This window comes from Streptomyces sulfonofaciens, from assembly GCF_014656295.1.
Classification (GTDB): domain Bacteria; phylum Actinomycetota; class Actinomycetes; order Streptomycetales; family Streptomycetaceae; genus Streptomyces; species Streptomyces sulfonofaciens.
This window is the reverse complement of sequence record NZ_BNCD01000050.1, coordinates 1-12,886: the sequence shown is the minus strand read 5'-3', so window position 1 is coordinate 12,886 and position 12,886 is coordinate 1. Positions and strand designations below refer to the sequence as shown.

At 73.3% G+C, this 12,886-nt stretch carries 13 protein-coding genes; 6 read left to right on the top strand and 7 right to left on the bottom strand.

What is annotated here, in order from left to right; all coding sequences use genetic code 11:
• Nucleotides 1-37: 37 nt before the first annotated feature.
• The 6 genes from IE313_RS34395 to IE313_RS34370 form a co-directional block, all read right to left on the bottom strand.
• Entirely contained in the window at nt 38-811 is a 774-nt protein-coding gene (locus tag IE313_RS34395) for an urease accessory protein UreD (protein WP_189939284.1), read from the bottom strand.
• Nucleotides 808-1,494 (bottom strand): urease accessory protein UreG, encoded by a 687-nt coding sequence (gene ureG / locus IE313_RS34390; RefSeq protein WP_373317131.1) that lies wholly within the window; start codon nt 1,492-1,494, stop codon nt 808-810. Before ureG ends, IE313_RS34395 begins: the two co-directional genes overlap by 4 nt.
• Nucleotides 1,495-1,555: 61 nt before the next feature.
• A complete protein-coding gene (locus IE313_RS34385; RefSeq protein ID WP_189939281.1) occupies nt 1,556-2,248 on the bottom strand; it encodes an urease accessory protein UreF in 693 nt (230 codons plus the stop codon).
• Nucleotides 2,248-3,969 carry an urease subunit alpha gene (locus IE313_RS34380; RefSeq protein ID WP_189939280.1) on the bottom strand — a complete coding sequence of 574 codons (1,722 nt, stop codon included), beginning with the start codon at nt 3,967-3,969 and terminating at the stop codon, nt 2,248-2,250. The genes IE313_RS34385 and IE313_RS34380 overlap by 1 nt, the downstream gene beginning before the upstream one ends.
• Nucleotides 3,962-4,273 (bottom strand): urease subunit beta, encoded by a 312-nt coding sequence (locus IE313_RS34375; RefSeq protein WP_189939277.1) that lies wholly within the window; start codon nt 4,271-4,273, stop codon nt 3,962-3,964. Before IE313_RS34375 ends, IE313_RS34380 begins: the two co-directional genes overlap by 8 nt.
• Before the next feature lie 10 nt (nt 4,274-4,283).
• On the bottom strand, nt 4,284-4,586 hold the full coding sequence (locus tag IE313_RS34370) for an urease subunit gamma (RefSeq protein WP_189939275.1): 303 nt from the start codon (nt 4,584-4,586) through the stop codon (nt 4,284-4,286).
• Nucleotides 4,587-5,287: 701 nt separating this feature from the next.
• On the opposite strand from IE313_RS34370, the gene IE313_RS34365 reads away from it, so the two are divergent.
• The 6 genes from IE313_RS34365 (at nt 5,288) to IE313_RS34340 (ending at nt 11,458) form a co-directional block, all read left to right on the top strand.
• Entirely contained in the window at nt 5,288-6,208 is a 921-nt protein-coding gene (locus IE313_RS34365; RefSeq protein ID WP_189939273.1) for an NADP-dependent oxidoreductase, read from the top strand.
• Between the two features lie 340 nt (nt 6,209-6,548).
• The gene (locus tag IE313_RS34360) at nt 6,549-7,802 is read left to right on the top strand and encodes a DUF4032 domain-containing protein (RefSeq protein WP_189939271.1); all 1,254 of its coding nucleotides are present in this window, start codon (nt 6,549-6,551) and stop codon (nt 7,800-7,802) included.
• A 266-nt stretch (nt 7,803-8,068) separates the two neighbouring features.
• Entirely contained in the window at nt 8,069-8,878 is an 810-nt protein-coding gene (locus IE313_RS34355) for an enoyl-CoA hydratase/isomerase family protein (protein WP_229925193.1), read from the top strand.
• Nucleotides 8,875-9,273, top strand: a complete 399-nt coding sequence (locus tag IE313_RS34350; protein WP_189939269.1) for a maleylpyruvate isomerase N-terminal domain-containing protein — start codon at nt 8,875-8,877, stop codon at nt 9,271-9,273. The genes IE313_RS34355 and IE313_RS34350 overlap by 4 nt, the downstream gene beginning before the upstream one ends.
• Nucleotides 9,270-10,721 (top strand): dihydrolipoyl dehydrogenase family protein, encoded by a 1,452-nt coding sequence (locus tag IE313_RS34345; protein WP_189939267.1) that lies wholly within the window; start codon nt 9,270-9,272, stop codon nt 10,719-10,721. Before IE313_RS34350 ends, IE313_RS34345 begins: the two co-directional genes overlap by 4 nt.
• 260 nt (nt 10,722-10,981) lie before the next feature.
• The gene (locus IE313_RS34340) at nt 10,982-11,458 is read left to right on the top strand and encodes a VOC family protein (RefSeq protein ID WP_189939265.1); all 477 of its coding nucleotides are present in this window, start codon (nt 10,982-10,984) and stop codon (nt 11,456-11,458) included.
• A 72-nt stretch (nt 11,459-11,530) separates the two neighbouring features.
• Here the strand turns inward: IE313_RS34340 and IE313_RS34335 are convergent.
• A partial coding sequence (locus IE313_RS34335; RefSeq protein ID WP_189939263.1) for a beta-xylosidase occupies nt 11,531-12,886 on the bottom strand: 1,356 nt, incomplete at its 5' end.

The following is a 12,886-nucleotide window of genomic DNA, read 5'->3' as shown; positions in this document are numbered from 1 at the left end:
CGCGGAGCTGAGACCGCGCCCCCCGGGGGGCGCGGTCTCAGCTCCGCGTACCCGCGGGCGCCAGGTGACGGGCGCACGGCTCCGTCGAGAACACCTCGTCCAACTGGCTGCGCAGCGTGAGCGCGTCGAGGGCGAGGACGGTGGCCAGGGCGCCGGGACCGGCCAGCGGGGTGATCGTCGCCGTCTCGCCCAGGACCCTGGTGTCGACCGGGTGGTCGGCGAGGCGGGGTGAGACGAGGAGGAGTTGGCCGACGGAGCGATGGCCGCCCAGCACGGCCGCGCTGTCCCAGCCACCGGGTGCGCCGGGGCCGAAGGCCAGTTCCTGGTCCAGCAGCGGCCGGCCGGCCAGGCGTACCGTGAGTCGGCTGACGAGCGTGCCTGGCGGCTCGCCGTGGCGCCCCAGCACCTGCTCCTCGCGCAGCACCAGTCGCGCCCCAGCGGCCAGGTCGACTCGCGTGTGCATGACCAGGTGGCTCGCGTCGGCACTGACAACGGGTTCGGGCAACCACCACAGGGTCGCGTCCGGACCCACCCGCAGCCGTACGTCGTAGTGTGCCGGTTGTGCCGTGCGCCCCGGCAGCGCGATGGTCGCCGCGGCACTGTCCACGATCAGTCGTGCTCCGTCGCGCACATCGACGTCGATGGCGAGCCGGTCTCCGCCGAGCGGCGCGGCCATGGCGCCCACCACGGTGACCTTCATATCCCGTGCGGCCGCGGCCCGGGTACGCCGCAGCGCGAGCGGTCCCTCCCCGTGGAGTTCGGTGAGCCCGGTGTCCGTCGCGACGACACGGGCGGTGCCACAGACGCTCATGCGACCCAGGCCGCCAGCTGATCAGTCACCCAGCGCGCGACCGGGGCGACGCCGTCGGCCTCTTTGAGCGAGGTCATCACGCTGGGAAGCGTGCCACGGCGCTCCCGGGCGTCGCGAGCCATCCGGTCGAGGTCGGAGCCCACGTACGGGGCAAGGTCCGTCTTGTTGATCACGAGGAGGTCCGCGTTCGTCACGCCGGGCCCGCCCTTGCGGGGGATGTCGTCGCCGCCCGCCACGTCGATGACGAAGATCTGCGCGTCTACCAGCCCGCGCGAGAACGTGGCCGTGAGGTTGTCACCGCCCGATTCCACCAGGATCAGGTCGAGCGGGCCCACCGCGTCCTCCAGGTCCTCGACGGCTTCGAGGTTCGCGGAGATGTCGTCGCGGATCGCCGTGTGCGGGCAGGCGCCCGTCTCGACGGCCTTGATGCGCTCAGGCGGCAGGACGGCTTCGCGCAGGAGGAACTCGGCGTCCTCGCGCGTGTAGATGTCGTTGGTGACGACGGCGAGCGACAGGCGTGCGCGCAGTGCGCGGCACAGGGCGGCGACGGTGGCCGTCTTGCCCGAGCCGACGGGGCCGCCCAGGCCGATACGCAGCGCACGCCGCGTGCCCTCGGGGCGGACGGTGCGGGCGGGGGCATCGCCCCCGGCCTCGGTGGGCATGTGCGGGTGACCGAGATGCATGGGTGCGGCTCCTGTCGGGGTGTGCGGGTAAGGGTGCGGGTCGCGTGGGAAAGCCGCCGACTCACGAGGTGAACAGGCGTACCGGCCAGGCCGCATGGGCCTCGGCGGTGATGTCGAGCAGCGGGGCGGAGGCGGCGGGCAGTGCCTCGGTTCCGGTGTGTGCCGCGCGCACGGCGTCGGCGACGACCCTGTCGATCTCCGGCGCGAGTCGGGCGAGTACCGCCGTGGCCTCGAAGGGGTCGAGCCCGAGCAGCCGCACCGCGGCCGTGACGGGACCTTGCGCGGCTTCGTAGGCGCAGCAGTACGCGGCGTCTTCGTCGCCGAGACCCGCCGAGCGGGCGGCGACGCCGAGGACCACGGGATGGTGCGCGCCCCGCGGGCGCAGGGCGGCCAGCCGGTCGAGTTCCCCGCCGGGCCAGATCACCCGGGCTGCCCGCATCACCTGGCGGCCGAGCCGCCGCGCGGTCGCGCGGAGCGCTGGGGAAGGGGTGCGCGCGTCCGCCAGCGCGTCGAGTTCGAGCGGGTCCGTCCCGGCCGCCGCGGCCGCGGCGAGCGCCGCGGCCACGAGCCCCGCGGTCTGCAAGCGGCCACGGCAGAACAGGGCGAGGGTGGCCACACCGTCGACCCGGCCCGCGCGTACCGCCGCCTCGACGCCGCCGGAGTGGGCGTGGCCGCCCGCGGGGAAGCGACCGTCCGCCAGGACGAGGAGCGTCGCCCGCCCACCGGCTCCGCACTGGTCGCTAGCGCGCCCCATCAGAACAGGAAGTAGCGTTGGGCGAGGGGAAGTCTGGCCGCGGGGGCAGGTTCGACCGGGTCGCCGTCGATCGTGACCGTGAAGGTGTCGGGGTCGACCTGGACGCGGGGCAGCGCGGCGTTCTCCCGCATGTCGGCCTTGGTGACACGGCGTGTGTTGGTGATCGGCACGAACCTCTTGGCCAGCTCCAGGCGCTCCGGCAGGCCGTCCAAGAGGGCCGCCTCGGACACGAAGTTGACGGAGCTTGCTGCCGCGGCCCGGCCGTACGCGCCGAACATGCGTCGGGGCAGCACCGGCTGAGGGGTAGGGATCGACGCGTTGGCATCGCCCATCTGCGCGTAGGCGATCTGCCCGCCCTTGATGACGAGTTGTGGCTTCACCCCGAAGAACGCGGGCTCCCACAGCACGAGGTCCGCGAGCTTGCCGGTCTCAACGGAGCCGATCTCATGGTCGAGGCCCTGGGCGATGGCCGGGTTGATCGTGTACTTCGCGACGTAGCGGCGGGCCCGGTGGTTGTCGGCCTCGCTGTCCCCCGGCAGGGCACCGCGGCGCCGCTTCATCACGTGCGCGGTCTGCCAGGTGCGCATGATCACTTCTCCGATGCGCCCCATGGCCTGCGAGTCCGAGGAGATGATCGAGATGGCTCCGAGGTCGTGCAGGACGTCCTCCGCCGCTATCGTGCTCGGCCTGATCCGGGACTCCGCGAACGCCAGATCCTCCGGCACCGACGGGTTCAGGTGATGGCAGACCATGAGCATGTCGAGGTGTTCCTCGACGGTGTTGCGGGTGTGCGGCCTGGTGGGGTTGGTGGAACTCGGTAGGACGTACGGCTCGGAGACCACCGTGATGATGTCCGGCGCATGACCGCCTCCGGCGCCCTCCGCGTGGTAGGCGTGCAGGGTGCGGCCCGCGATCGCCGCCAGGGTGTCGGCGACGAATCCCGCCTCGTTCAGTGTGTCGGTGTGGATCGCCAGTTGCACACCGGTCTCTTCGCAGACGTCGAGACAGGCGTTGATCACCGCGGGCGTGGCGCCCCAGTCCTCGTGGATCTTGAAGCCGAGCGCGCCGCCGCGCAGTTGGGAGTGCATCGCGGCGCTGGACATCGTGTTGCCCTTGCCGAGCAGACCGATGTTGACCGAGGAGGAGTCCAGCGCCTCGAACATGCGGGCCAGGTGCCACGGGCCCGGGGTGACCGTGGTCGCCTTCGTACCCTCGGCAGGGCCCGTACCGCCTCCTACCAGGGTGGTCACCCCGGTGGCCAGGGCCTGGTCGACCAGGGTGGGCGAGATGAAGTGGACGTGTGCGTCGATCGCGCCGGCAGTGATGATCTTCCCGTTGCCCGCGACCACTTCCGTCTCGGGGCCGATGACGAGTCCAGGGGTGACCCCGTCCATCGTGTCGGGGTTGCCCGCCTTCCCGATCCCGCAGATCCGGCCGTCGCTGATGCCGATGTCCGCTTTGACCACACCCCAGTGGTCGATGATCACGGCGCCGGTGATGACCGTGTCGGGCGCGCCCTCGGCCCGTGTCGTGCGGGACTGGCCCATCGACTCCCGGATCACCTTGCCGCCGCCGAACACCGCTTCGTTCCCGGCGCGGCCGGGACCGCCGCTGCGGTCCTCCTCGATCTCCACGAACAGGTCCGTGTCCGCGAGCCGTATCCGATCGCCGACGGTCGGACCGTACAGGTCCGCGTACGCGGCGCGACTGAGCTCAGTCATCGAGTGAACCTCCGGTCTCACCGCGCAGACCCGGCACGATCCGCAGTCCTGCGATCGGCACGAGTGTCACCTCGACCGGGATGCCTGGCTCAAAGCGCACGGCCGTGCCGGCCGCGATGCCGAGCCGCTTGCCTCGCGCTGCTTCCCTGTCGAAGCGGAGCCCGGGGTTGACCTCGGCGAAGTGGTAGTGGGAGCCGACCTGCACCGGCCGGTCGGCCGTGTTCAGGACGGTCAGGGAGGTGATCGGGCAGCCCTCGTTCAGAACGACGGGCTCCTCGCTGTACTGGGTCTCTCCCGGGATCATCGGCGGCCGCTCAGACGATGGGGTCGTGGACCGTGACGAGCTTGGTGCCGTCCGGGAAGGTCGCCTCGACCTGCACATCGTGGATCATCTCGGCAATCCCCTCCATGACCTCGTCGCGCGCGAGGACCGTACGACCCGATTGCATGAGTTCGCTGACCGTCCGGCCGTCCCGGGCGCCCTCAAGGATGTGCGCGGTGATCAGCGCGACCGCTTCGGGGTGGTTGAGCCGCAGTCCACGCGCCCGCCGCTTCGCGGCCACGTCCGCGGCCACATGGACGAGCAGTCTTTCCTGCTCGTGGGGGGTCAGTTGCACCGTGCCACCTCACCTTCTGGGTAGTGCACGTTACGGGTGGCGCATTACGATTGTGTTAATTGTCCAGTTCGAGGTCGATTCCGGACCGACGGGTGTTCGGGCGGCAAAAGCCGGTGCGGCCGGTGCACGCGCCGGATCTGGTCTGTCCGAGGGGGACCGTGCCTGCCGGAGCATGCACCGGACCCCGCTCTTTCCGACGCAGACCATTGCATTGCGGATTGCCCGGCCAGGCTGTCCCGCACGCCTTGCCGGGCGCCGGCAAGGCCCGCCACGGCACGCCACGGCACGCCACCTGGCAGCGGGGACCGACAGGACGCGGCCGGGCGACGGTGCGGGCGGCGGCCGGCACTCCCGTGTGCCCGTGGCCCGGTCCCGGGGCCCGCACAGCCACGGGCGGGGCGCGGGGCCCGCGCGGGGCCGGACGGCACCCTGGTACCCGCCTCGCATGCTCCCGCGGAGCCCGGCCGGCACCGTGTGCCGCCACGTGGGCACCCGCTGCAAGGCCCGGGCCAGGTCCGGCGGCGAGGGTTCGCCGATGCGGTCACGCACACGAGGGCGTACGGATCTCGTCGTCGCCCGTCGGCGGAAGAGCCGTCCCCCCACGTGGGGAGGGCCCGGGGAGCCGCGTCATGGATCGGCACGGGGTGGGCACTCCCGAAGGACACGGGTCACGAGGATCCCCAGGCGACACAGGAGCCCACATGTCCAAGGCAGTGCGGATGGACCACTACGGCGGCCGCGAGGTGCTCTACACCGCCGACGTGCAGCGTCCCGTTCCAGGGCCCGGCGAGGTCCTCGTCCAGGTCAGGGCGGCGGGGACGAACCCAGGCGAGACGAAGATCAGGGAGGGCGCCATGCACGAGATGTGGCCGGCCTCCTTCCCGCAGGGGCAGGGCAGCGACCTGGCCGGCACCGTGGCCGAGCTGGGTCCGGACGTCGACTCCTTCTCGGAGGGTGACGAGGTCATCGGCTACGTCGACACCCGGTCGAGCCAGGCCGAGTTCGCGGCCGTGCCCGCGACCCAGCTCACGCCCCGCCCCGCGGGTATCCCGTGGGAGGTGGCGGGCTCGCTGAAGGTCGCGGGGTCGACCGCCTGGGCGGGCCTCGACGCGCTGGATCTCAGGCCCGGCGAGACGCTGGTGATCGCGGGTGCCACCGGCGGGGTGGGTTCGCTCGCCGTACAGCTCGCCAGGCGCGCCGGGGTCACCGTCATGGGTGTGGCGGGCCCTGGCCACCAGGCCTGGCTCGCGGAGCACGGTGCGGTCCCCGTCGTCTACGGGCCCGGGGTGGCCGACCGGATCCGGCAGGCCGCGCCGGACGGGGTCGACGCCTTCTTCGACGCCTTCGGCTCCGGATACGTGCAACTCGCCGTCGACCTGGGGGTGGCGCCCGAACGGATCAACACCGTGGTCGACCCCACCGCCGTGGAGGAGTTCGGCGCCCGCTTCGTGGGCGGCGCCGCGGCCCCCATGCCCGAGACCCTCGGCAAGCTCGCCGACCTGGTCGCCGCGGGTGAGCTGAAGGTGGCCGTGGCGCGCACCTACCCGCTGACCGAGGTCGCCGAGGCCTACCGGGAGCTGGAGGAGGGGCACCCCCAAGGCAAGATCGTCCTGGTCCCCTGACCTCGCCGTGCCCGCACCCCGTCGCGGGCGGCGTCGCGTTCGCCGCGCCGCCATCGGCGCGAACGGGCCCACGGGTACCTTCTCCGACCTCCGCGGACCCCTGCCGAGGGGACCGCCACCGCCGTCGCGGCGGGGAGCACCGCCGCCGCGGCGCCGACCACCACTTCCGTGGCGGCCGCCGCCCGTTGACGGGCCGCCCCCGCCCGGCGGGCGCGACGGCGGGGCATAATGTCAGCGGCGCCGTGGGCAATGGGGCCTCAAGCGCGGACCCGGCACACCTCGCACCGGTGGCCGGACGGTCCGGAAGGCACACCCCGCCCAGAGGACGCGAGGCACACACATGGCATTGCAGATCAGCGCCACCAACCCCGAGCATCCCACCCTGTTGCTCGACCTGCCCTGGCACCTTCCGTTGCAGGAGTGGCCGGACAGCTACCTGGTGCCGCTGCCCCGCGGCCTGTCCCGGCACGTGGTGCGCTACGCACGCGCCGGCACCGAAGTGGTCGCCGTCAAGGAACTCGCCGAGCGGCCGGCCCTGCGCGAGTACGAGATGCTGCGCACCCTCGACCGGATGGGCATCCCCGCCGTCGACCCGCTCGCCGTGGTCACCGGCCGCACGGACGCCGATCAGCAGCCGCTCGAACCGGTTCTGATCACCCGCCACCTGCGGGGCTCGCAGCCCTACCGCTCGATGTTCGAGACCACCCTGCGGCCGAGCACCGTGCACCGGCTCATGGACGCGCTGGCGGTGCTGCTGGTCCGGCTGCACCTGGCCGGCTTCGCGTGGGGCGACTGCTCGCTGTCGAACACACTCTTCCGGCGGGACGCGGGCGCCTACGCCGCCTATCTCGTGGACGCCGAGACCGGTGAGGTGCACCCGAGCCTGAGCGCCGGGCAGCGGGAGTACGACATCGAACTCGCGCAGGTGAACATCAGCGGCGAGATGCTCGACCTGGAGGCGGCCGGAGCGCTCCACCCGTCCCTCGACCCCATCACCTTCGGCACCGAGATCGGCCGGCGCTACGGCGAGCTGTGGAACGAGCTGACCCGGGTCTCGGTGTACCCGACGGGCAAGCGGCACTACATCGAGCGGCGCATCCGCCGGCTCAACGACCTGGGGTTCGACGTCGCGGAGATGCAGATCGGGCAGGCCTCGAACGGCGACACGGTGACCTTCGTGCCCAAGGTCGTCGACGCGGGCCACCACCAGCGCCAGTTGCTGCGCCTGACGGGCCTGGACACCGAGGAGAACCAGGCCCGCCGGCTGCTGGGCGACCTGGAGAGCTGGATGGCCACGCAGGAGGACCATGTGTCCGGCGCCCCGTCCCAGGGTCCCCCGGGGCCGGACGGCGAGGCTCCCGTCGGGACCCGGCCCGAGGTGCTGGCGCACCGCTGGGTGCGCGAGGTCTTCCGCCCCACGGTGCGTGCCGTGCCGGAGGGCATCCGCAGCGCCCTGGACCCCGCCGAGCTCTACCACGAGCTGCTGGAGCACCGCTGGTACCTGTCCCAGCGCGCCCAGCACGACGTCGGCCTGGACGCCGCGGTGCGGGACTACGTGCGCACCGTCGCCCCGCACCGGGCCACCGGCGCCTGAGCCCCGACGGGCCGGCGGCACCCGGGGCGGCACGCGACCGGGACGGGGCGGGACCGGACGGCATGGAACCGGAGCGGGCCGCCACTCCAAGAGTGTGACGCTCCGTGTGGCCACGAGGGCCCATGGGGCGGGGCCCAGAGGGGTCCATAAGCGTGACTCATGGCCGGTGTACCGGACGCGACTGGGGCAGATACTGCGGCGGACGGCTCGCGGTGCTTGTGTGGGGGTATGGCGCCTGACGCGCCGCACCGACACGAGGAGTGGTCATGTCCGCCGCAGTCCCGTCAGCCCCGGCGGCCCCGGCGGCCCCGGCGGCCCCGGCGGCCCCGGCGGCCCCGGCCTATTTCATGAGCCGCAGTGACTCGGGCGTGCTCACCGTCCGCTCCCACACCGACGGCGGGCCGGCGACGTTCACCCGGCGGCTGCACAACGACCTCCCGCGGGCGCTGTTCGAGATCGGCGAGGACCGCGACAACCGGGTGCTCGTGCTGACTTGCACCGGCGACCGCTTCATGGCGGACATCGACGGTGCGGGCCTGGGCGACCTCACCAAGCCCGACCAGTGGGACCGCACCGTCTCCGAGGGCCGCCGCGTGATGCAGCGCCTGCTCGACCTGGAGACGCCCGTCGTCGCCGCGGTGCACGGGCCCGCCTCGGTGCACGGCGAGTACGCGCTCCTCGCCGACATCGTGGCGGCCTCCGACACCACCGTCTTCTCCGACTTCCCGCACCCCACCTTCGGCATCGTGCCCGGCGACGGCATCCGGATCGCCCGGGAGGAGGCCATCGGCGCCGGCCGCACCCGCCACCTCACCCTGACCCAGGGCTCCTTCACCGCGGAGCAGGGGGAGCGCTGGAGCGCGGTCGCCGAGGTCCTGCCGCTCGACCAGGTACTGCCGCGAGCCCAGGCGCCGGCCGAGCAACTGGCCGCCGAGCCCCAGTCGCTCACCCGCTACCTGGCGGTCACGCTCCGCCGGCGGATCTGCCGTCCCAAGGCCGAGGGCACCCGGCTCGGTATGGCGCCGGAGGGACTCATCGCCGCCGGCCCGGCCTACCGGGGCGGGGAGGCGGCATGACACCGGCGGACCGCTGGATCCGTGCGCTGCACGACTCGTCGCTGCGCCTCGCGACGACCGTGGCGCGGCTCGGCCCCGATGAGCTGGCCGCCCCCTCGTACGCGGACGGCTGGAGCATCGGGCAGGTGCTGTCCCACCTCGGCAGCGCCGCCGAGATCTGTACCGGCCTTCTGAAGCGCGGCCTCGCGGGCGATGTGCGCGCACCGGTCCGCGAGGAACTGCGAGGCGGTGCTGCGCCTCGTCCACGGCCGCAGCCGCCCCCGGGACCCGCTGACCACGGGCGGCCGGATCACCGCAGACGACCTGCGGGCGCTCTTCCCGGGCTTCTGAGCCCGTCGTCGGATTCCCCTGCACGGCTGGAGAACCAGCCCCGATCGTGCTGCGAGAGGCAATGAACGAAACACACCAGAACCAGCAGGACGCCACCTACGACGTGATTGTGCTGGGCACCGGTCCGGTGGGCCAGAACGCCGCCGACCACGCCCGTGCCGCCGGACTCACCGTGGCAGCCGTGGAGCGAGAACTCGTCGGCGGCGAATGCTCCTACTGGGCCTGCGTGCCCAGCAAAGCGCTGCTTCGGCCGGTCATCGCGGTCGCCGACGCCCGCCGGGTGGACGGCGCCAGGCAGGCCGTCACCGGCCTGCTCGACACCGCCCGGGTCTTCGCCCGCCGCGACCACTACGTCACCGGCTGGAACGACACCGGACAGGCCGAGTGGCTCAAGTCCATCGGTGTCGATCTGTTCCGGGGCCACGCCCGGCTCGACGGCCCGCGGCGGGTCACCGTCACCAGGGACGACGGTGCGCGGCACACCCTCACCGCCCGCCACGCGGTGGCCGTCGCCACCGGCAGCCGTCCCGTGCTGCCCGACATCCCGGGCATCGAGGAGGCCAGGCCCTGGACGAACCGGCACGGTACCGACGCGAGCGCCGTACCCGGCCGGCTCGCGATCATCGGCGGCGGCGGGGTCGGCGTCGAGATGGCCACCCTCTGGCAGGGACTCGGCTCCCGCGTCACGCTGCTCGCCCGCCGCGCCCTGCTGCCCCGGATGGAGCCCTTCGCCGGCGATCTCGTCGCCCGCGGTCTCACCGAGGCGGGCGCGGACGTGCGGATCGGCGTCCAGGTGAGCGCCCTGCACCGCCCCGACCCGGCCGGCCCCGTCACGCTCAGCCTCGACGACGGCGGTGAGCTGGAGGCCGACGAGGTCATGTTCGCCACCGGGCGCGCGCCCCTCACCGACGACATCGGCCTGGAGACGGTCGGGCTGGCCCCCGGCTCCTGGCTGGACGTGGACACGACCTGCCTGGTCACCGGTGTCGAGGGCGGGTGGCTGTACGCCCTCGGCGACGTCAACCACCATGCGTTGCTCACCCATCAGGGCAAGTACCAGGCGCGGACCGCGGGAGACGCGATCGGTGCCCGTGCCGCCGGCCGCCCGGTGGACGACGGGCCCTGGGGCGACCACGCCACCACCGCCGACCGGCACGCCGTCCCGCAGGTCTTCTTCACCGACCCCGAGGCGGCCGCGGTGGGCCTGAGCGCCGAGGAGGCATCCCGCGCCGGCCACCGTGTCAGGACCGTCGACGTCGACTTCGACGCCGCCCAGGGCGCCGGCCTCTACGCCGACGGCTACCGGGGACGCGCCAGGCTGGTGGTCGACCTGGACCGCGAGATCCTGCTCGGTGCGACCTTCGTGGGCCCCGGCGTCAGCGAACTGCTGCACTCCGCCACCGTCGCGGTCGCGGGTGAGGTCCCGCTCAAGCGGCTGCGCCACGCGATCGCGTGCTTCCCGACCGTCAGCGAGATCTGGCTCCTCCTCCTGGAGGCCTACCGGCGCGGCTGAGCCGGCGCACCGGACACGGCGGCGGCAGGCGCGAGCCGGTGCGCGCCGGCCCCGTTCGGCGGGTGCAGTGGGTGCAGTGGAGCTCATACCGCGTACCGCCTGCCACGTGCCGAAAGCGCCGAAAAGGGAAACCGGAAGGCGGAGGAAGGCGCCGCCGCACCGATGAGTTCCGGGCGGTGCCGGGGTCTTCACCCGTGTCGGGTTCACCGCGCACCGAGACCCGCTCGGTCACCGCGCGCCGAGACCGCGAGGAGAGCGCCATGCCAAAGATCACTCCCAACCTCTGGTTCGACACGCAGGGCGAGGAGGCCGCCGAGTTCTACGTCTCGATCTTCCCCAACTCCAAGATCACGAACGTGCTGTACTACGGAGAGGCCGGCCCGGGACCCGCGGGCTCGGTGCTCACGGTCGACTTCGAGCTGGACGGCCAGCCGTACACCGCGATCAACGGCGGCCCGGAGTTCACCTTCGACGAGGCCGTCTCCCTGCTGATCAACTGCGCCGACCAGGAGGAGGTGGACTACTACTGGTCCGCTCTCCTGGCGGACGGCGGCCAGGAGAGCCAATGCGGCTGGCTCAAGGACAAGTACGGGATGTCCTGGCAGGTCGTCCCGACCGGACTCGACGAGCTGATCGGCGACTCGGACCCGGCCCGTTCGCAGCGCGCGATGAAGGCCATGCTCGGCATGGTCAAGATCGACCTCGCGGCCCTGCGGGCGGCGGCCGACGGCAGGTGACGGCACCCCCGGCGGACCGGCGGCGGGGCCGGGTGCCGCACACGCCCGCCCCCACCGCCGTGTACCGCCGCATCACCTCGGGAAGAAACGGCTCCGGGTGGGCGTACCCGCCGGGTCGACCCCGATCAGGAAGGCGTCCTGCGCCGCCGCCCCGGTCAGGGGCAGCCGGACGCTGTCGGTGCCGGGGGGCAGCGTCTGCGAGCCGACGGTGAGCGGCTGGTCCAGCGGTGCCGCGTCCGGGATGCGCAGGACGCTCACCCGCAGCCCCGCCGAGCCCGCGTGGAGCGCACTCAGGCCGGTGACCGCCACCTCCGCCTCCGGTGCCGCCCCCGCCTGGCCGCCGACGAGCACCGCGGCGTGGTCGCGGGCCGTGTCGACCGCCGCGACCGCGGCGGTGCCGCCACCGCCGTCCACCCGGGCCAGGTCGCCGGTCAGGTCCGCGTAGCCGCGGTAGACCCACCACTGCCCGGTCGGCCGGAGGACGCCGCCGTCCCGGACGAGGATGCCGTCCAGGGTGCCGGCCGCGCAGCAGGCGTCCCAGATCGCGTGCGACGCGGAGCCGATGCCGGAGGCCGCGAGCTGGGCCAGGTACCAGGCCTGCGCGCCTGCGTGCTGCTCGTCGGCGTGCAGGTACTCGTTCATGGACAGCTCGAGCGGCGGGATGCCCTTGTCGGCGAGCATGCTCCGCACGGTCGCCGCATCGGCCACCGGCGTGCCGCTGAAGTGCCAGTTGAGGACCGTGGGCAGGGTGCCGGCGGCCTTGGTGTGGTCGAGGAACGGCGAGATGTTGCCGGGGCTGAAGTCCCACAGCGAGGGGCCGACGAGGACGGCGTCCGGGTCGGCGGCACGCAGGGTGCGAACCGCGGTGTCCCACATCCGGTAGTACTGCGGGGTGTTGAAGCCGGGCGGGAAGAAGGCGCCTGCCGGCTCGTTCCAGACGTCGTAGCGCACCCGCACGCCGGAGGCGGCGACGTCCTGGGCCAGGCGCCGCAGGAATGCCTCCCAGTTGCCGCAGTCGCCTCCGGTGCAGGGGTAGACCGTCGAGGCCGGCTGGGTGGTGTCGGCGCCCCAGACGTCGCTGACGAGCAGGTCGTACGTCGCGTGGTGGGGCGCGGAGGCGAGCCTGCGGGCCTGCGCGAGGGCGGAGTCGAGCCGGCGGCGGTAGCCGCCCGCCGCCGTGTACCCGTCGCCGACCCAGCCGCCGCCGTCGAGCCGGGCCCCGCCGCCGCGTGCGGAGCGGGGCGCGAGCGGGGCGAGCAGGTCGTCGGCGGGGCCGCTGCCGTCCTCGGTGAGGCCGTAGAGGAAGCCGGCGCCGACGCCGGTGGCCGGCCCCCGGGTGGTGGCCAGATCGACGGTGATCTGCTGGGCCGCCACCGGATCGGCCGCCGGCCGCGCCGCGCTGCCGGCGGCCGATCCGGTGGCGGCCCC